Source organism: Lentibacillus salinarum (assembly GCF_042679865.1).
In the GTDB taxonomy this organism is placed as follows: Bacteria; Bacillota; Bacilli; order Bacillales; family Amphibacillaceae; genus Lentibacillus; species Lentibacillus salinarum.
Window position 1 is genome coordinate 14,290 of the sequence record NZ_JBHTNH010000012.1, and the last position, 19,894, is coordinate 34,183.

A 19,894-nucleotide genomic window follows, 5' to 3' on the forward strand; every position below is an offset into this window, starting at 1 on the left:
CGTTTGCCACGTGCAACGTAACGGGGTCGGTTTTGAGTGTAAGAACTGTTAAACATCAAGGAAAACAACATACGAATTGGCATACGTTTCATCTGTTAATTTGCAGTATAAACAGCAATCAAAAACGCTCAGATGAACTCTGAGCGTTTTAACTTACCGATTTCTTCCAATCTGACTTCTAACCTCTAACAGCTGAAAAGGCGTGTCAGCGTTTTGTCTAAATCGTTCGTTTCTGGCGCTGATCCATTACTGTAAAAGGTGCTCCCTATCGGCTGATCTTCAAGCTTTGATCCATTTCCAAATTTCACCCGGGCTGGCATTTTTCCCGTACATGAGAATGCCGGTCTTGAAAATTTTGCCAGCTAGCTTCATGAATAGCCAGATGCTCACAATCAGAATGGCCAGGGCGATGATGATTTCCAGCCACGGCCACGCTTCCATCACGGTCAGCCGCATCAACAGCACACCCGGTGTGGTGAATGGCACGTAGGTACCGATCTGGGCCATCAGTCCGGTCGGATCGCTGAGGACTGGTCCGATGAAAATAAACGGCAGGAACGGCAGCATCATGACCATGCTCTGGAAGTTTCCCGCTGATGACATATCTGCCATCGTTGCCCCTAGACCGACAAATAGCGCGGCAAACAGGAAGTAGCCGAGAATGGCAATAGCAATCAGGAAGATCAATTCAGGTACAAGTAAGTATTCAAGAATCGGCACATCCAATTGCCAGATAGCAATCGGGACGACAAAAATCAGGAACACTCCTGCCTGGATCATGCCCAGTCCAAAGTAGCCGATAATTTTCCCTTGCATCAATTCACCGGGTGTCACCGATGATAAAATAATCTCGGCAATTTTGTCCTTTTTCTCATTGGATGCACTCTGGAAAATGTACATTCCGGAAAAGACAATCGAAAGCAAAATAATGCCGGCAAACGCTCCCGGAATGAGGCTTTCAAAAGGATCGTCCCCAAGAAGTGAGTTGCTCTCGCTTGTCGTTTCTCCGTCACCAGCTGCAGCCAGTTCTTCTGACGTTGTTTCCTCAAATTGAATGCTCATGGAAACAGCCGCCAGCTCTTCATCCGATAACCCGAGCTGCTGCATTTGCAGTGTTTTGACCGGCGCAGACAATACTTGCACTTGATTCATAAAGCCTGACCCGATTTCATCGCTTGTATAAATCGGGATGGTACCGTCCGCCGTTGCTCGTTCATCAACGAATAGATAAGCAGTGTTTTCACTGGATGCCAGTTCATCCTGCACATTGTCTTCACTTACATCAGTCGTCTGCATTTCCCAGTCCAGTTCTGCTTCTTCAGCGGTCGCTTCCAGGCTATCAAAAACACCCAGCTCATCCTGAACAAAAACCTGCGTCGTTTCCCCGCCATCATCAGAACCATCAAAAAGACTGCCTAAAAAGAAAAATCCTAAAATCAGGGCAGGAGACAAAAACATCCCGATTAAAAAGGATTTATTTTTTAAATTGCGTTTGATTTCCCATTTGGCAACCTTCATAGCATTACGCATTTGCAGCACCTTCTTTCTGTGCAATATTCCCGTCAGTTGCGATATCAATGAAAATCTCGTGCAGTGATATGCGGTCAATCGACAATTCCTGGACAGACAAGCTTTCCGGCAAATTCTTCAGCCAGCTAGCCGCATGCACATTCTTCGCCAGATAAAGCATAGATGTATCATCATCTTGCTCCACCCGCTCAACTTGCGGGAGACCTGCTAGTTCACGCTGGTCATTTTTGCCGCGTATCGTACATTTGAAGTTGGCATACTTCTCTTTGACATCATCCATATCACCATAAATGATCCGTTCGCCGTTATGCATCATGAACAGCCGGTCACACATCTCTTCCACCAGGTTCATCTGATGGGAGGACAGCAAAATGGCCGTGCCGTTTTCCGCCAGATTGCGGATTTCTTTTTTAAATAGTTCCTGACTGACCGGGTCCAAGCCAGAAAATGGCTCATCCAGAATCAAAAGCTCCGGCTCATGGATGATAGAGGAGATGAACTGTACTTTTTGCCCCATCCCTTTTGACAGCTCCTCAACTGAACTGTTTTCCTGTCCTTCGAGGTCAAATTTTTTCAAATAACTAAGCGCACGCTCCCTCGCTTTCTTCAGTGGGTAATCCTTGAGTTCCGCCAAATAAAGCAGGATATCCATCACTTTTACGTTTTTATACAACCCGCGCTCTTCCGGCAGATAGCCGATTTTATACCGTGGTATTGCCTCATGGCCGCTAAAGGAGATAGTACCTTCATCAGGGTACAGGATTCCCATGATATTGCGGATTGTGGTGGACTTCCCGGCGCCATTCGGTCCCAGAATCGCCATGATTTCACCTTTTCTCACATCAAATGTAACATCTTTGATGACTTGTTTATCTTTAAATGATTTGCCTAATTTGTCGACGGTCAGCATTGTTTCCATGTTTTGTTCACCTCTCACAATCACGTATTACCCCTCCTTACGTTATGGTTGTTTCAGCAGGTATGACAGGATTTCTTCTAGATCCAAAGCGGTCTGGTGGGTAATGGCCAAATCGCTGTCACGGAAAAAAGTTTCTGTGGCTTCGGGCTGATCGGATAGGATGGCCTGACCTTCCCGCGCGATTTCACCCGGCACCGCTTCTTCAGGGAGACTGGATGACACCCAGTATTTCCGGTAGCGTTGCAGCAGTTCCTCTTTTTCAAATGTCCCGATTTGTTTCCCGTCTTGTAATACGCACAAATAGTCTGCGAGTTTCATGATATTTTCAGCTTGATGGCTGGTCATGACAATCGCCCGCTCGCCTTGATCCACCCAATCGGTCAATAGATCCATGAGCATGCGCTTGGACGGGATATCCATGAATGCTGTCGGCTCATCAAGCAGCAGGAGCGGTGCATTCCGTGGGATCGTCAACGCCAGGCTGAGTTTTTGCTGCATACCTTGTGATAGTTTACCATACTTCTTGTTTAGCGGAAGATGAAACGTGCCGACGATTTCTGCAAATAAATTATCATCCCAGTCCGGGTACATCGGGGCAATCATTTCCTTCAGATCTTGACCTGTATAAGGATGATAGCCGATATGTGCCTGGGGCAAGTAAGCGACATGCCGTTTCCACGATTCATTGTTTGTATCGACAGGTGTATCAAAAATATGAATGACCCCACTATCCGCATTGGTCAGATCCATCATCAGTTTTAACAGCGTACTTTTGCCGGAACCGTTACTCCCGACAAGTGCCGTAATGGTGCCCGGTTCAATCGCTAAGTCAACCGGACCCATGTGAAAATCGTCTATTTGCTTTTTGACCTGTGAGAATTCAGCACATGCTTGCATTTTTAGTCTCCTTTCCGTGACCGTATGATGTTATGGAAAATCGCCTCAACCTGATCTATCGAGTAATCATAGCGAAGGGCCGTATCAATCGCATTTTGCATCGTCTGATAAACGGCATCATGTTTCACTTGCTGTTTGGTCGCAGCGGCAATATCCGCTACAAACGTCCCCTTTCCCTGGGAGGTCCGGATAAATCCGTGATTTTCCAGATTCTGATACGCGCGTCTTGTCGTTATGATGCTGACTTCCAGATCCTTGGACAGTCCCCGTATGGAAGGGAGGGACGTGCCGGCAGTCAGCTGTCCCCCGGCAATCAGCGCTTTCAGCTGATTTTCAATTTGATGATAGATCGGTTCACGGGAATCCTTCGATAACTGAATCGGCAGTTGCATAGAATCCCCCCTACAAATAATCCATTTTACGTATGGTTTGTCTCATGTTATGCCGCCAGTACGTTGCACCGAAGAAGGCCAGTATAATCGAAATCACAGAAGACACGATCGACCATTTCTCTGCAACGATAACCGTCCAGTACACAATTCCTTGCCCGGTTATCATATGAATGAAGGTTAACACAGTAATAAACCCAAGCAGGATCATAATACCGTACAATGTGACCATCCCCGTATTGGTTATGGTACCGGCATCACTGGCTGGGAGGATACCCCCGATATAAAAGCTGAAGGCCAACCAAATGATGGAGAAAGCGACATACGATCCCGGCGGCAGCACGTCCCGCAATCCAGGCGAGCTCGCATAGAGAATCAGCAGAAAGACGACTTGAATGGGCAAAGAAAATATATAATAGATGATGAATCGGCTTTTGATCAGCACATTTTCTTTAACAGGAAGCTGCTTTAGCATAATGACCGGCGGGGGTACCCACATACCGCCATTAAGTTGTTTAATTTGAAAATCCTTTGGTTTGGCCCAGGCGGGCATAAAGGTAAATAATAGAACGAAGATAAAGTCCGGACCAACATAGCTGTTGTCCAGGTAGTCACCAAGCAATGAACCGATTGATAATCCAATAAGAACAAAGACGACAAATGAAATAGGAAAGCTCCATTTGGATTTCTTAATCTCAAACATTGCCAGCCGATAGGCCTCTTTCCAATCCTTCATAACAATCACCTCTTTTTAACTGGTGTATTACTGTATATAACTATATATACAGTATATGTGTATTCGTGAAAAAGTCAAGCGAATATGGAAAAATGATGAAAAGGTACAGAATGAGGGGCGTTAGATTTTCTTGAATTGGGTGAAGTTGCGGTGCACGGGCTGGAGTTACTGTTTTCAGGCAGAAGATGCAGTTTTCGAGCTGAAGTTACGGTGTACGGGAAGAGGATGCTCTGCACGGGCTGAAGGTGCTGTTTTAGGGCAGAAAAACCGTCGCAGGAGCTGAAGTTGCTCTGCTCGGGCAGAAGATGCAGTACTCGGGTCTGAGCCGGCGTAAAATAGACGATTAATCGTGGGTACTGGCGGAAAGCGCTCGTGTTCACATGTTCGCCATATCTTTATTACAAGATTGTGAAATGATGAACATAATAGTTACCATTAATGTCGGCTCATGTTATGCTGTAACTGTAATAAAGATATATCTTTAGAATCACATGTGAAATGATGAACAAGATAAAAATGATTAAAGGAGATGTTTCCATGTTTAGTGATGTTATTCGTCATAACAAAGTCGTTGCCGGGATATTAGCCTTTTTGCGCATTTATATCGGATACCAGTGGCTCACGTCGGGGTTTGGAAAAATTACCAGTGGTGGGTTTGATGCCGGTGGATTTATCGAGGGAGCCATTGCCGGTGCTGGGGGCGAGAACCCAGCTGTGCAAGGATGGTGGGCGGCTTTTCTTGAAACGGTGGCACTGCCGAACGCCGAGCTTTTCAGCTTTGTCGTCATGTGGGGTGAATTTCTAGTCGGCGCTGCGCTCATTCTTGGCATCTTTACCAACTTTGCCGCGCTGATGGGAATCACGATGAACTTCGCCTTCCTGTTCAGCGGCACTGTCAGCACGAACGCCCAGATGGTGCTCATCACCGTGCTCCTGTTGGTTGCCGGTTATAATGCAGGGCGTTACGGATTGGATCGTTGGGTGATTCCATTTTTGAAAAACCACAACCCGCGCCATAGACGTAAAAACCGTGATGTCGTCGCTGCGTAGCGGTTAAAAAAGCTGACCTTTTAATCGAAGGTCAGCTTTTGGCATTTTATGATGAATTCCTACCAATTGAGCAAGCGCGCCTCAAAATCGGGCACGCTCAAAATCAAGCAAGCGCACCCAATCTAGCGCACGCATTAAATTGGATCAGCGCGTTCAGCCGTGCAATCAGCGAACCCGATTGCACCGTGGCTGGTTATCAGGATACAAAATCTGACAAGACGCTTTGGACGTTATAAATATTCAGCTGCTTATTAAATGTTTTTTGCACCGGTTCGGCACTGCCGGAAACCCAGATTTTCAGCTCGGCATCCAGGTCAAATGTACCAGCCGTTTCTACGGAAAAATGCGTGATGCTGCGATAAGGAATCGAATGGTATTCGGTCTTTTTGCCGGTCACGCCCTGTTTATCCACTAAGATCAGTCGTTTGTTTGTAAACACCATCAGGTCGCGGATCAGTTTATAGGCGTGCGCCACTTCTTCCGACGGTGATAACAGCTCGCCTAGTTCCTTTTCCACCTCTTGTGCATCTGCCTCTGATGCGTTACCCATCATGCCATCAAATAGCCCCACACGATCACGCTCCTATTCCAGTTTACTTTATTATACCAAAATCACCGGCCGTTGTATAAGTTTTCCAATATCGTCCAGACTAAAACAAGAAAATATATCCATCAACTGAAAGGAGAATGGCTGAATGCGAAAATGGATACTGTTTTCCGGGCTGGCGCTAGTCATGGTATTGGGTGCCTGTACGGAAACGGACGATAATGATGATATGGAAGAAACACAGAACAACAGCTCAGACCCTGGTATCGAAACAGCCGGCAGTGTAAGTGACGATACAGAGGAAGTGGAAGTCACGCTGTATAACGGTGATAAAGAAGCGGTCGGTTCAGCAATGATCAGACCGGTTTATCGGGGCGTAAAAGTGACGCTGGAGGCCTCAGATCTGCCGCCGGGAACACATGGTTTCCACATTCATGAAAATGGCGTTTGTGAAGCACCAGATTTTAAATCAGCCGGCGGACACTTCAACCCGACTGATGCCAAACATGGGTTTGAGCATCCGGAGGGACCGCATGCCGGGGATCTGGCGAATATCCGGGTTGATGAGGACGGGAATGTGTTCGCGGACGCAGCTGCCGAGATGGTCACACTTGATAAAGGCGAAAACCATTCACTCCTGAAAGAAGGCGGGACCTCCCTCATGATCCATTCCGGAGCGGATGATTATCAATCACAACCGTCTGGCGATGCTGGCGAGCGGATTGCCTGCGGTGTGATCAGTGAATGACTTTAATCAGCATGACAAAAGGCCCGGCTGAATATCCGGGTCTTTAACGTTGGCTCTTTTCGTAAGGCTTGTTGTTATTTAGCCCGCAGTCCGAATACACTTCGCTTTTCGAGGGCAAGTGGCAAGCCGTGGCAAGCCTCCTCGGGCATCCGCCCTGTGGGGTCTTGCCTATCGCTTACTTCCCGCAGGAGTTATCATTCGGACTGCTCAGAGATTCCAAATGTTTTTCTTCTGATCCCAAAAGCAACAAACGTTGAGAAAACAGTCTTAATTTTTTATCTTTGAATGGCCATGGCATCTGTTATACTGGAAAAAATACTGACGTTTAGCAGGTGTTCATGTGGAATCGATTGTGTTATTTAGCGTTATTATATTCGTTGCTTCCCTATTGCAGACAAGTACGGGCTTCGGCTTTTCCATTATGGCGACACCGTTCTTGCTGTTATTGTTTGAACCGCGAGAAGCCATCCAGATCAATCTGATTTTATCGCTCGTCATTTCGACGGCCCTCATCATGAAAATCAAACAAGATATCGGCATGGGCACCTTGAAACGGCTGGTGGCTGGGAGTCTAGTCGGTTTGCCGCTTGGTATGGTACTATTTTTAATGCTCGACATGACATGGCTGAAGATTGGCGTCAGTGTGCTGATCCTGATTTTGACGGTGTTGCTGGTGTTGAATTTTCGGATCCGCGGGTCACAAAAACGTGATCTGGTTGCAGGCGGTTTTTCGGGTGCGTTTACAACGAGTATCGGGATGCCCGGACCGCCATTATTGCTCTATTTTTCCGGGACGGACACAGCAAAGGAAAAACTGCGGGGCACAACGCTGGCATTTTATTTGTGGATTTACGCGGTAAGCCTGATTAGTCAAGTTGTGTTTGCCGGAACGTCAGCAGCCATTTGGACGTCAAGTGCAGCGGGATTGCCAATCGTTGTTGTCGGGCTGGTTATGGGGCAAATCCTTTTTCGGTGGATTAATCAGGCCCTGTTCCGCAAATTGACGTACGTGCTGTTGTTTTTTACCGGAGTGTATTTGTTTTGGCAGCAGATTTAAAGGCGATTTTAAAGGTGATGATCGTGAAACGCTAACGTTCAACCAAAAACATTAACGTTCACAACGCCGGGAGCCAGAATGATAGCGGGCAGCTGTTAGCGTTCAGGATGCCAACCACACGCCCAAAATCCGCATTCCTGCCCATTCCCAATTTGATCCTGTTCATGTATACTATGATTCGAGAGTCTAAGTTTTTGCAACGGATCATTCTTATAATCTGATGAAAAAGGATGGAATACGATGACCACAGGAACGCAGACGCAGACAGCACCGGCACAGGATAAAATCTGGACGAAGGATTTTGTGTTCATTTGCCTAGCAAATTTTTTCATTTTCCTCGGCTTTCAAATGACCCTGCCGACCTTGCCTCTATTTGTGGAAGAGCTTGGCGGCAGTGACCAGCAGATTGGCCTGATTGTCGGCATTTTCACATTTTCGGCATTGCTGCTCAGACCCTATGCGGGACATGCTCTGGAATCGAAGGGCCGAGCGTTTGTTTATATGACCGGCTTGATCATTTTTGTTTTGTCCGTGGGCTCGTATGCATTCATCTCTGTTATTGCCTTATTATTTATGATGCGTATCGTTCAAGGTGTCGGTTGGGGCCTATCGACGACAGCAACAGCGACCGTGGCGACCGACTTGATCCCGCCCAAGCGCCGTGGTGAGGGGATGGGCTATTTTGGCTTGTCCGGGAATCTGGCGCTGGCATTCGGCCCGTCGCTCGGCTTGACACTGACCGGCCACATTTCGTTTACATCTCTGTTTCTGATCTGTGCCGCCATGGGATTGACAGCGTTTATGCTCTCAACCCGGATCCATTATAAAAAGGTGGAGAATTCGGCACACAAAACGACCACCGTCAAATTTGATGTGTTTGAAAAAACAGCTGTCAGGCCGTCTGTGCTACTGTTTTTCGTAACGGTCACGTTCGGCGGTATCGCTTCCTTTCTGCCGATTTATGCTGAGCAAAGCAACATCGCCGGCATCGAGTTTTACTTTTTGGTGTATGCTGTTTTTCTTATGATTTCCCGGACGTTTTCCGGTAAAATTTATGACCGCAAAGGCCACTTGTATGTTTTTCCACCGGGGACAGCCCTGATTTTTTGTGCGATGCTCCTGTTATCGTGGCTGCCGAATACCGGTGTGATGCTGCTGGCGGCTGCACTGTACGGGCTTGGTTTTGGCTCAGTTCAGCCGGCATTGCAGGCGTGGGCGGTGAATAACGCGTCTGACCACCGGAAAGGGATGGCCAATGCCACATTCTTCTCCTGTTTTGATTTGGGCGTCGGCGTTGGCGCCATGTCATTCGGTTATATTGCATCCGTTTACGGCTATCATATGATTTACTTGACGGCAGCCGGATCGGTGTTATTTTCCATCATCCTGTACGTTTATTTATATATCCGGGCCAAAAACCTAGCAGCTGGGTAATGCTGACGGGCTCAGCCGGAGGGCGAATTACCAATAGCCTATGAATCTGTAGAGGTTTTATCATTAAAGGAGCAGTATCAACATTTTATATACCGTAATTAACAGGTCCATCAGTTATGAAATTAAATCATAAAAACAATCTTTCCCTTTAATTAATTTCCTTGTTCAACATTTGCTGCCTATTAACTTATACATCCCGCGATTCCTTCAAAAGTTCATCCAACGTAACATAATCACCGTTTTCGACGCGTTCCCGAGCTTGATCTATCTCTTTTTTCGTTTTCTCATTTACTTCAAATTCATCCTCGTCAAATAAGTGCCGGAAAAAGTCTCTCATCCGTGGCAATTTATCTTCAGGCAATTTGTCAACGATTTGGTGTAGTTCTTCACGATCAATCATAGCAATTTATCCCCCTTTATCTATTATACCATAGATAATGATGCAACAATTCGTCTGTGGATAACTTTTTCCTTACTTCATTAAATGGCCCTTTTGTCATATAAAGTCTTAAGCTCTCGTTACTGACAAAACCAACACTTGTACTTTTCGCCCAGGAAAAAGCCAACTGATTTTAATAAAATCAATGGGCTGTAAAGGCTTATAATGCGTTTTTTATGAACACCCTATCCTGAAGCCAAAATACATTTGGACTGGATATAGAAAGTTCTTCATATATACAATCGTTTGCCAGCCACAAAGGGGGGCGTCACCTAAACATTTTTCCACGGGACGCCCCCATTTCCTTCTTTTGTTCGATTGTAGGGGTGAAAGGAGGTGACCGACATGGCTGTTGCACAAAAAGTAAGTTCACGCTTACGGCTGGTATTGGATGACGGTGATGACATGATGACGGGCGAAACGATTTATAAAACGAAAAGTTTCAACAATGTGAAGCCAGAAGCCACAGCAGACCAGTTGTATGCCATCGCCACAGCTCTCGAAGGACTGCAGGAGCGCCCGATTTATATGATTGAACGTCATGATGGCTCGGAAATCTCACAGGAATAATCGGACCAGTAAAAATCGACAGAAAGGAGGCGACTAATCGATGAAGAAAATTGAACTGAAATTCTATAATGAAGACGAAAAGACGGTGACCTATTCCTTGGAAAAGCCTGTCGAACCGGTTGACGCGGGGGCCGTCAGTGCTGCGATGGACGAGATTCTCACCCAGAACGCCTTTACATCGTCAGGTGGCGATCTCGTTTCCAAAAAAAGCGCCCGCATCGTGGATCGCACCGTCGAAGAAATTGAACTACCGTAATCGGCATGAAAAGACCAGCGGCAGCAGCGCCCTGGTCTTTTGATTCGATCGCGTTCAGGAGAAAATCGAGCGAACAGCCCGCGAAATCGCGCGAGCACTACCACACTTCGGTTAAATGGTCTTGAATTGGCTGGGTGGGATCATCAAAAAATCCAAACGAAAGGAGGTCATGTCAGTGGAGGCTTGGATATCATTTGTGACGGAGGTCGGCTTTCCGATAATGGTGACATTCTATTTACTGCACCGGATCGAAGGCAAGCTGAACGATCTGATCGAATCCATCCACGCACTACCGGAAAAAATGAAATGATCATGTGACTGGTCAACTCCGGCAAATGGCTGAGTTGACCGGTGAGGAATTCATTGGTTTAATACATGAAACGGGATGTTATAATGCTGGGAATAACTATATCTTCTCGATTGAAACACATCGAAACGTATTTGAATAGCAAATAATCTTCAAAAAACATGTTTGCCATCCACGCTCGACACCCATCCTGTTAATAGAAATTCATTTAAAAATCATGTTCAGTCATATACAATAATAGATAAAGAGATGGCAGAAGGTAGGGTAAATGCGTTTTGACAAACATTCATGATATTGATATTAAAAAAATGTTTTCGGCCGCCGTTTATCAGCGCGGCTTGCAATATTATAACCGCGGTCTCGTTAGCAACCTGGTATACGATCGGAATTTCCAAATCTGGTCAGCCGTTGTGCAGGGATCGGAAGCGTATTTGGTCGAAGTTAACGCGGCTGACATGGCAAATGGCTCGTTTGATGTCTACTGTAATTGTCCCGCCTTTGCCACGTTCGGTCCATGTAAACATATCGCAGCTGCATTGATGGCCATCAGCACAAGCGATATCGACAGTCCGGTCAAACGGTCCCGGGATTATGAGACGACTGACTGGCTGATGAATGCCATCGCCTCGTTAAACACGTATCAGCCGGCATCGGAGATCACGCTAAAAAAAGTACCGCTGCAAGTCGCATATTATGCCCGGTGGAACAGCGAACACAATCTCCTTCTTGAATTAAAAGTCGGTGAAAACCGTCCGCTTGTGGTCAAGAAGGTCGAGGATTTTCTGGAGGATGTGTTCAGTGGTCGTGAACATTACTTCACGAAAACATTCACCTATAATCCGGAGATCCATTATTTCCAAGAGCCGGATTGGCACATTTTCGAGCAGCTGCACGCGATTCTAAAAAATGAAAAAGTCTATTTTGACCGGGGAATCTACCGGTTCATGGACGCTCCCGAACGCTCGGTGGTCATACCGCCCCTGGTCGCGCGTGAGCTGCTGCCGATGCTTACTGAGCGTGATTTCACGGTTAAAGCACCGGAAGGGAATTTCCAGGAGATAAAGGTCGTGGAAGACGAATTGCCGTTTTCGTTTGATTTGGCCAAAACAGAAACCGGTGACCTGTCCCTGCGAATGGATGGGATGCAGGCCGTCACGTATTTGAAACCGTATGATCTGTTATTTGCTGACGGCACCTTTTATTTTCCGGCGAAAGAGCAGCTGCCGATCGTTGAGCAAATCACCACCGTTGCTCACCAAAGCAGCCAGTTGCCGATTACAAAGGAACAAGCTGACACGTTTCTTTCTCAGGTCGTCCCGTCACTGAAAAAAGTTGGTGAGGTGCACATGGCGGAAAATGTAGCAGATGACATCGTTCAGCTGCCGCTCAATGCCAGATTATACCTGGAATTGCAGGATGACTGGCTGATCGGAAAGCTGACCTATCACTACGGCAGCCGTGAGATTAATCCGTTTACCGGTCGCGAACAGGAGCAGGATGACGGCATTATCATCCGTGACGTGGAAAAGGAACAGCAGATCATGCACCTGATTGAGCATGCCAATTTTCACTACAATGGCAAAGAACTCTATATTCCCATCGATGAAGAAACGTTATATGATTTCCTGTTCAGCGTGCTGCCGGTGCTTGATAACTATCTCGACTTGTACATGACGAATGAGATCCGTTCGCTTTTCATTGATCAGCAGCCGTCGCCGACGACAAGTGTCCAATTGGAGTCGTCATCCAATTTGCTCGATATCGGCTTCAATATCGATGGCATTGGTGATGACGAAGTGAATCAGGTACTTAATGCCGTCATGGAAAAAAAGCGTTACTACCGGCTACAGGATGGAACGTTCCTTTCCTTGGAAGGGGATGCGTTCACATCCATGAAGCAACTGTTTGATGATTTGGAGATCGACCCGGACGATTTGCAGGATGGCAATGTGCAGATGCCGGTTTACCGGGGAACACAGGTTGATGAGCTGATTGATACGTCCAAGGATTATGACCCGGCGTTTCGCAAACTGTTGCATCAATTGCGTTCACCTGAAGAACAAGTCTATCCATTGCCGGAAAATCTCAATGCGGAACTCCGGAATTATCAGCTAACCGGTTACCAATGGTTCAAGTCTTTGAGCCAGTACTATCTGGGCGGTATTCTCGCAGACGACATGGGACTTGGCAAAACGGTGCAGAGCATTGCCTATGTCTTGTCCGAACCAGGCGATACGCCGCACTTGATTGTCGCTCCGTCATCGGTTTTATACAACTGGAAAAACGAATTTGAAACGTTTGCCCCTGATTTGCAGGTGGGGATTTTAACTGGCACCCCGACTGAACGGATGGCGCTGATTGAGGCGTACAGCGACAAGGATGTCTGGATCACATCCTATGCCACATTACGCCAGGATATTGAGCACTATCAGGACAAGACGTTCCAGACGCTGATTCTTGATGAAGCTCAATACATTAAAAACTATGCGACGAAAACATCCAAGGCGATCCGGCAGCTGAAGGCCGGTAGACGGTTCGCCTTGAGCGGAACACCGATTGAGAATTCCATCGATGAACTGTGGGCGATTTTTCAAGTGATTTTACCGGGCCTGATGCCGAACCAACGCCAATTTAAGCAGCTTGAACATGACAAAATCGCCTCAATGACCAGACCGTTCATCCTGCGCCGAGTGAAGCAGGATGTCCTGAAAGAACTGCCCGACAAAATTGAAACAGTCCACGTCTCGGAACTGACGAAAGATCAGAAAGAGCTGTATGTCGGCTATTGGCGGCAACTGCAGCAGGAAGCGGCCCAATCGATGCAGGAGAGCGGCTTCCAGCAAAACCGGATGAAAATTTTGGCCGGGCTGACGCGCTTGCGCCAGATTTGCTGTCATCCATCCGTCTTCGTGGAGAATTATGAGGGCGAGTCAGGCAAATTGAATCAGCTAATGGAGACGGTTGAAAATGCGGTCGCCAATGGCAAACGGATGCTCATCTTCTCCCAGTTTACGACGATGCATGAGATCATCATCGACAAACTGCAGAAAGCCGGTATTGATTACTTCTACCTGCATGGCCAGACCGACTCGGAAGAACGGGTACAAATGAGCGAGCGGTTCAATAACGGCGAAAAAAGTGTCTTTCTCGTTTCCCTGAAAGCGGGCGGCACCGGGTTGAACCTGACCGGCGCGGATACCGTTATTCTGTATGATTTGTGGTGGAATCCGGCGGTCGAGGATCAGGCGGCAGGCCGGGCGCACCGCTTCGGCCAGAAAAAGGTCGTCCAGGTGATCCGTCTGGTGACAGAAGGGACGATAGAGGAAAAAATATACGAACTGCAGCAAAAAAAGCGGGAGCTGATCGATCAGGTCATCCAGCCGGGTGAGACAATGCTGTCGAGTCTGAGCGAAGATGATGTGCGTGAGTTGTTGAATATATAGTAACTAATTCAGGACCGCATTAAACGGGACGGGATTGGTTAAATATTGAAGGTGCTTATCACTGACGATGAGCACCTTTAACGTTTTATTTGCTGTTAAAAATTTTCATGTGTGTCTGTAAGTAGAAGGTGATCGTTTCATTTTCAACAATATACGTCTTTTCGTACCGCGAATACAGCCATCTTAACAAGATGGTTTATTTTTTATAACGAATGTAATATATATATTCAGCTGAAGATTGTTTTGAACCAGAGCATTAGTGTTTCATAGAGGGGGAGTGGACGCGTTGGAATATAAACAGAGGGATGATTGTTTTATTGCCGATCGCGGAAGAGTTACTTACTGCGTTAAAGAACAAGGAAAATTACATTATAATTCAGGAAGATTATAAAAAAGAATTCGAGGAAAACGCGCAACTGTCGCTTACGGAAACAGAAGAAATGGCATTTCGACTTGGACTCCGTGGTTGGGCAGGTATTTGGGGAGGCATATTTCTTCATATGATCAATTTCTTCAGCAAAGGCGGTAAGCAACAAAAGAAAATTGACAGCAGGATCCGCCAATACAGCGTAAAAAAATTGAATGAAGATGAAATTCTCCTGTACCTGCGGCAATTGGAATATTAGGTGAAACTGTTCTGTTATCGGGCAGGATATCGAAGAATTTTGTGCCGGAATCGGGCCAGATTGTAGAAGATCAGAACACAAAATTTTTTGTGCAAAACATGTTTATAAACATATAAAAATGTGGTATATAAAAAATAGAAGTTAGCACTCATATTTACCGAGTGCTAACAACAACATCATAAAGGAGTGGTTAATGTTGGCTAGATTGATTCCTTTCAACAAAAGGGTTCGAGGTCTCAGTAGAGACGGGCCGGGGAATTTTATCAACATGGTTGGCGACTTCTTTCATGACCCGTGGTTTACGAACAGAAACTCAATGATTTAAAACAAAAATCATCACTCATTAACTGAATGAGTACAACAATTAAAATTTTATAAAAGGAGTGATTAATAATGGCTGGATTGATTCCTTTCAACCGAAAAAATCGTAATGTGGTTAGTGCAAGCCCAAGGAATCCTTTCAACATGATTGATGACTTCTTTGATGAAGCCTTTAGTGATTTCCCGTCCCTTAGAAGAAACTTGACTACAGACCCATTCAAGGTTGATGTAAGGGAAACCGACAACGAATACCTGGTTGAGGCTGAACTTCCAGGGGTAAAAAAAGAAGACATTAATGTCAATTTAAGCGACGACGGTAGGCTTTCTATTGCTGTAAATCGAAACGAGGATGTTGAGAGCAAAGACGAAGATGGTAACTATATTCACAGGGAACGTCGTTCTGAGGCTATGCAACGTTCTCTCTATTTGGAAAACGCCAAACCAGATGGCGTCAGTGCAAGGTTGGAAGATGGTTTGCTCAAAATTAATGTGACCAAAGAAGAACAGGCAAATAACGATAACACGCATAGGATAGAAATCGAATAGGTCACAAAACGCTGTTCCCCCTTGAACCCTACATTACTTAATGTAGGGGCTCCCTTAATAAATGGGGGTGATATAACATGATTTTACAAGTGATACAAGAACAATACGAGGCTCTTATGAAGTCACATTTGCCTCCAAAACGTAAAAATCAAATGCTTGGTGTTTTGATGTCACGGCTAGAAGAATCATTTTATATTAGTCCGTTTGAGGAACATCCAGACGAAAGGGTGATGGCCCTGTATAAAAAGATTAATCAAAGCAGAAAAAATATACAAAAACAAGGAAATAACGTGGCAGAAAATTGAAATTGAAAAAGGTTGTCAAAGTAAGCCCCCGTGGTTAATATCGCGGGGGCTTACTTGTTGATTCAACAAGCGAGCAAAAATACCCAAAAAGGGTTATGAATATTTTGCAGGGGGAGGTGAAAGATATTTATAAAACCATTGGAGGAATATTTTATGAATACACAGTCTAATCCGGGATTGACCTCGGCAGAAATTGCAAGTCTTTGGAGTAATTATTTAAGCGATTCAATGGCTGTACAGACTATTAGTTATACATTGAGCCAGGTCGAAGATGAAGACATACGCTCTGTATTGGAGTTTGCTTTAAGTTTATCCCAGCAACACGTCCAATTTATCGAAAACCTGTTTACCAATGAGCAAATTGCTGTACCCGATGGATTTTCAACCCAGGATGTGAATTTAAACGCACCAAGATTATACACCGATGATTTTTTCCTCTTGTATATCCAAAACTTAGGGAAATTAGGTATGACTACCTATACGATGGCTTTATCTAATGCCGCACGTTCTGATATTGTGCAATATTTTAAACAAAACTTAAGCACATCTGCAGACTTACTGGATCAAGCCACGCAAGTAAAATTAACAAAAGGGATTTTTTCAAGAGCCCCCTATATTCCCAAACCTGAAAGGGTCGAATACATTAACGACCAACATTATTTGAGTGGGGGATGGTTTAGTGACAAACGCCCGTTAAATGCCATTGAAATTACGAATTTATATTACAATATTGAAAGGAATAGGGTGGGTGCAGCGCTGATTATGGGATTTAGTCAGGTAGCCCAATCGCCAGAAGTTCGAAAGTATATGGTACGAGGACGGGATATATCAGAAAAACACGTGAATATTTTCAATAAAATTATGCACAATGACCATCTTTCAACACCGTCAGTATGGGATGCTCAACCAACGGATTCATCCGAATCTCCGTTTTCGGACAAACTTATGATGTTCCATATTACAACAATGAACACAGCCGGGATTGGTCAATATGGGGCGGCAATTGGATCTAGTCAAAGGACTGACTTGATTGCAACGTACACACGTCTTACAGCTGAAATTGCGAAATACGCCGAAGATGGTGCTAATCTTATGATTAAAAATCGATGGTTGGAAAAACCGCCCCAAGCACCGGATCGAAATCAAATTACAAGAGGTAAGGGTTAGGTCTTTTGAATGGACAAATTGCTGTGGAGCATCGCATTACCTGGTTTTGGCCAATTATTAAATAAAAAATACATCAAAGGGATTGTACTAATTTTCTTAGAGTTTTTGGTCAACGTACAGGGTAAATTTAACGAGGTCATCCTTCTAAGTTTTCATGGGGAAATAGAAAAAGCGATTCAATATGCAGATTATCAGTGGCTCATGTTCTATCCTTGTTTATACTTTTTTGCCATGTGGGATGCCTTTAAAGATGCAGGTGGCGGAAAAAAGCCATATTCCTTTTTACCATTTGTATTTTCAGCCTATTTTGTAACTGTAGGAACGATCTATTCATCTAAACTAACTTTATTCAGCATATTGCTCGGTCCAATTTGGCTTCCAATATTAAGCGTCATTCCAGGTTTAGTTGTGGGATTCTTATTGCAGCACATCATGATAAAAAGGCTGGCTAATCGGTTTTAGCTTTTTTGCATCAGGGGGGGACTTCACAGGCTTGGGATATTACCAACTTTATTCCTTTAACTTTAACTGGTGCATCTTTTGAATAAAAGTAAAGAACTTTTTTATCATAGATTTTACTTGAAATAATTGTGTGAACGTAAAAAGTAAACAACTATTTTTGAACCTGTTGCATTTTTATGAAGAAATCAGTTGGTTTTCCTAAATTGCTCTTCCGGAATCGGGGTGCTTTGATGGAACAACACAAAGTAGAAAATGATCAAACTTTTTTATAAAACTCAAATTAAATCTGCTGAAAATGAATCCATTTTGATCAATCTTTTTTTCAAAATGGATTCTTCTTATTTGTCATGAAATATGGGTTTGTGAGGTGTTTTTGATTAAACTTTATTTCAAAGTAACAACCAGGATATTAAAAACCCCCCGCATGAGCGGGGTAGCATTATAGAGGGGGAGTATAGGCGAAGTCAAAGCCAACTCCTTCTTTTATTATTCACAATATTTATTTTTATATACGACTTATTTTGCGGTCAGATAATTATTTAATGTGTGTATGCTGTTATATTTTTCTTTTCATTTCTTCTTTGCTATAAAAATCCTCATATTATTTATGAATTATTGAGACCTATACTGCCACTAAGAGTTCTTTTAGCGTGTGATTTCTACGTGTTGCTATTAGTCCCCGCCTGTGATCTATGGCATGGTTAACATAACTGGAGACACATTTAGGTAGTATGTAGCATATAAAGATTAAGATTGGGCATATTATTAAATTTTTGAAAGGAGGGCGATTCGGGAGGTATTAAATTTTACAATTATGTGTCTCCTTGTTGTAAGAATGCTTCCACATCCGTTATGGACTTGTTGTCACCAATCATCATTATGATGGCTATTTTTTGATAATGACTGCCCATTTTTTGGAAAATTAAATGACTTCATTTTGAAATTTCCTTAGCGTAGAGATTTCCGGATTTTTATGGCCAAAAACGTCTTAGCGTAGGATTTTTTCAAAATGTTGGCAAGACTCTTAAAGAACGATTTTCCGTTAACGGGCGCAGTTGCGGAATAAAGTACAACGGCTAATCTGTCCTTGTAGGGGCAGATTGTTGAATAAATTTTATTGAAGAAATTAGTAAGGTCTGCCCATAAATGTATAGAGGGAATTATTTATAGAGGGAGGAAGGAACTTGGTAAGAATCATAAAGGGTTCAGTCCCAGGGGGGAGGAGAAAGCTAAAAGAACAAAGCATTTAGGGGACTAATCACTAATCACACTGTGATTAAAGGACTCTACTAAACAAGACCAGATGGCGAGTAGGAGGATTTTATGCTACCAAATGAAAATAATGAGGTTTCGATTAACGGGAAATTGACATATGAGGATATCAAAAAATATAGCAAATATCACAGTCAAAAAATTGTTGTGAGTTATTTTTTAATATCGGCTGTTGTTTCTCTTGCTGTGTTTATGTTGATACTTCCAGTTTCTTTGTATTGGGTATGTTTGATCTATTTGCCGATTTCTTTGATAATTTCAACTGCATCGACTTTGACACTTGTGTTTTTAGCACGGTTAAATAGTCGCAGAGAGTACGAAAGTGACAGAACAGCTAAGTCTGAAGTGACATACGTTATCAACAATCAAGGCATTCTTCAAAAACGAGGAAAATCGAACACCCACTTTGAATGGGATGACATTATTAAAGCTTACGAGAATAAAGAACTGTTTCGTTTATATATATCAAAAAACAAAGCAATTGTTATGCCTAAAAGATTTTTCAATACAAAAAACGATGTTGAATTGTTTAAAAATATCGTACGTGAAAATTCAGATACCAACAGGATTTCGATGGAGTGAAAACCTAATGCTGAAGCATATTTCGTTAATGGTTAAAACGAGGGCGGGACATAACTTAAATTAAAGGAATATTTGAAGTTGTTTTTGAAGATTAAATTACTGCACTAAATGCAACTATAGCTTGACGAATACAAGCGTAAAAATCACTGTTGTGAACTTCCATAAACGGTCGCCGCTCGACAAGTTCTGCCATAAACGCTTTAAAGCGTGAAAGGCAGGGGATTACCTAGCGGACAATCCCAACTTTACAATCAAGGGTGGGAATGACGGAACCATGTTTCCCGAAACCAT

General features: G+C 44.2%; 21 protein-coding genes. 14 read left to right on the forward strand and 7 right to left on the reverse strand.

The window, feature by feature from the left end; genetic code table 11:
* Positions 1–279: 279 nt before the first annotated feature.
* The 5 genes from ACFQ4A_RS06825 to ACFQ4A_RS06845 are packed head-to-tail and all read right to left on the reverse strand — an operon-like array spanning position 280 to position 4,471.
* Positions 280–1,530, reverse strand: coding sequence for an ABC transporter permease (locus tag ACFQ4A_RS06825; RefSeq protein WP_382398914.1), 1,251 nt, complete (start codon positions 1,528–1,530; stop codon positions 280–282).
* Complete coding sequence (locus tag ACFQ4A_RS06830) at positions 1,523–2,449, reverse strand: ABC transporter ATP-binding protein (protein WP_382398954.1); 927 nt, start codon at positions 2,447–2,449, stop codon at positions 1,523–1,525. The genes ACFQ4A_RS06825 and ACFQ4A_RS06830 overlap by 8 nt, the downstream gene beginning before the upstream one ends.
* A 42-nt stretch (positions 2,450–2,491) precedes the next feature.
* The gene (locus tag ACFQ4A_RS06835; protein WP_382398916.1) at positions 2,492–3,346 is read right to left on the reverse strand and encodes an ABC transporter ATP-binding protein; all 855 of its coding nucleotides are present in this window, start codon (positions 3,344–3,346) and stop codon (positions 2,492–2,494) included.
* 2 nt (positions 3,347–3,348) lie between these two features.
* Entirely contained in the window at positions 3,349–3,738 is a 390-nt protein-coding gene (locus ACFQ4A_RS06840; protein WP_382398918.1) for a GntR family transcriptional regulator, read from the reverse strand.
* Positions 3,739–3,748: 10 nt separating this feature from the next.
* Positions 3,749–4,471, reverse strand: coding sequence for a hypothetical protein (locus tag ACFQ4A_RS06845; RefSeq protein ID WP_382398920.1), 723 nt, complete (start codon positions 4,469–4,471; stop codon positions 3,749–3,751).
* A 537-nt stretch (positions 4,472–5,008) separates the two neighbouring features.
* Between ACFQ4A_RS06845 and ACFQ4A_RS06850 the strand changes: the two genes are divergently transcribed.
* Positions 5,009–5,521: a DoxX family protein gene (locus ACFQ4A_RS06850; RefSeq protein WP_382398922.1), complete on the forward strand. Its 513-nt coding sequence runs from the start codon at positions 5,009–5,011 to the stop codon at positions 5,519–5,521.
* A 196-nt stretch (positions 5,522–5,717) separates the two neighbouring features.
* Here ACFQ4A_RS06850 and ACFQ4A_RS06855 read toward each other — a convergent pair whose 3' ends face one another.
* Positions 5,718–6,092 carry a PH domain-containing protein gene (locus tag ACFQ4A_RS06855; RefSeq protein WP_382398924.1) on the reverse strand — a complete coding sequence of 125 codons (375 nt, stop codon included), beginning with the start codon at positions 6,090–6,092 and terminating at the stop codon, positions 5,718–5,720.
* 124 nt (positions 6,093–6,216) lie between these two features.
* Between ACFQ4A_RS06855 and ACFQ4A_RS06860 the strand changes: the two genes are divergently transcribed.
* The 3 genes from ACFQ4A_RS06860 (at position 6,217) to ACFQ4A_RS06870 (ending at position 9,307) form a co-directional block, all read left to right on the forward strand.
* The gene (locus ACFQ4A_RS06860) at positions 6,217–6,816 is read left to right on the forward strand and encodes a superoxide dismutase family protein (RefSeq protein WP_382398926.1); all 600 of its coding nucleotides are present in this window, start codon (positions 6,217–6,219) and stop codon (positions 6,814–6,816) included.
* Between the two features lie 340 nt (positions 6,817–7,156).
* On the forward strand, positions 7,157–7,873 hold the full coding sequence (locus tag ACFQ4A_RS06865; protein ID WP_382398928.1) for a sulfite exporter TauE/SafE family protein: 717 nt from the start codon (positions 7,157–7,159) through the stop codon (positions 7,871–7,873).
* Positions 7,874–8,113: 240 nt separating this feature from the next.
* Complete coding sequence (locus ACFQ4A_RS06870; protein ID WP_382398930.1) at positions 8,114–9,307, forward strand: MFS transporter; 1,194 nt, start codon at positions 8,114–8,116, stop codon at positions 9,305–9,307.
* Between the two features lie 187 nt (positions 9,308–9,494).
* On the opposite strand, the gene ACFQ4A_RS06875 is transcribed toward ACFQ4A_RS06870, so the two are convergent.
* Complete coding sequence (locus ACFQ4A_RS06875; RefSeq protein WP_382398932.1) at positions 9,495–9,707, reverse strand: hypothetical protein; 213 nt, start codon at positions 9,705–9,707, stop codon at positions 9,495–9,497.
* Between the two features lie 384 nt (positions 9,708–10,091).
* Here ACFQ4A_RS06875 and ACFQ4A_RS06880 point away from each other — a divergent pair, with 384 nt between their 5' ends.
* The 10 genes from ACFQ4A_RS06880 (at position 10,092) to ACFQ4A_RS06925 (ending at position 19,603) form a co-directional block, all read left to right on the forward strand.
* Positions 10,092–10,316, forward strand: a complete 225-nt coding sequence (locus ACFQ4A_RS06880) for a DUF1659 domain-containing protein (protein WP_382398934.1) — start codon at positions 10,092–10,094, stop codon at positions 10,314–10,316.
* A gap of 40 nt (positions 10,317–10,356) precedes the next feature.
* Positions 10,357–10,572 (forward strand): DUF2922 domain-containing protein, encoded by a 216-nt coding sequence (locus ACFQ4A_RS06885; protein WP_382398936.1) that lies wholly within the window; start codon positions 10,357–10,359, stop codon positions 10,570–10,572.
* Positions 10,573–10,747: 175 nt separating this feature from the next.
* The gene (locus ACFQ4A_RS06890; protein WP_382398938.1) at positions 10,748–10,882 is read left to right on the forward strand and encodes a YvrJ family protein; all 135 of its coding nucleotides are present in this window, start codon (positions 10,748–10,750) and stop codon (positions 10,880–10,882) included.
* Between the two features lie 272 nt (positions 10,883–11,154).
* Positions 11,155–14,322: an SNF2 helicase associated domain-containing protein gene (locus tag ACFQ4A_RS06895; protein ID WP_382398940.1), complete on the forward strand. Its 3,168-nt coding sequence runs from the start codon at positions 11,155–11,157 to the stop codon at positions 14,320–14,322.
* Between the two features lie 317 nt (positions 14,323–14,639).
* Positions 14,640–14,948: a hypothetical protein gene (locus ACFQ4A_RS06900; RefSeq protein ID WP_382398942.1), complete on the forward strand. Its 309-nt coding sequence runs from the start codon at positions 14,640–14,642 to the stop codon at positions 14,946–14,948.
* 393 nt (positions 14,949–15,341) lie between these two features.
* Complete coding sequence (locus ACFQ4A_RS06905; RefSeq protein ID WP_077326285.1) at positions 15,342–15,815, forward strand: Hsp20/alpha crystallin family protein; 474 nt, start codon at positions 15,342–15,344, stop codon at positions 15,813–15,815.
* Positions 15,816–15,892: 77 nt separating this feature from the next.
* Positions 15,893–16,120, forward strand: a complete 228-nt coding sequence (locus ACFQ4A_RS06910) for a hypothetical protein (protein WP_382398944.1) — start codon at positions 15,893–15,895, stop codon at positions 16,118–16,120.
* Between the two features lie 153 nt (positions 16,121–16,273).
* Complete coding sequence (locus ACFQ4A_RS06915) at positions 16,274–17,287, forward strand: DUF3231 family protein (protein ID WP_382398946.1); 1,014 nt, start codon at positions 16,274–16,276, stop codon at positions 17,285–17,287.
* 9 nt (positions 17,288–17,296) lie between these two features.
* Positions 17,297–17,749 (forward strand): hypothetical protein, encoded by a 453-nt coding sequence (locus ACFQ4A_RS06920; protein ID WP_382398948.1) that lies wholly within the window; start codon positions 17,297–17,299, stop codon positions 17,747–17,749.
* Positions 17,750–19,072: 1,323 nt separating this feature from the next.
* Positions 19,073–19,603, forward strand: a complete 531-nt coding sequence (locus tag ACFQ4A_RS06925) for a YcxB family protein (RefSeq protein ID WP_382398950.1) — start codon at positions 19,073–19,075, stop codon at positions 19,601–19,603.
* Positions 19,604–19,894 lie beyond the last annotated feature (291 nt).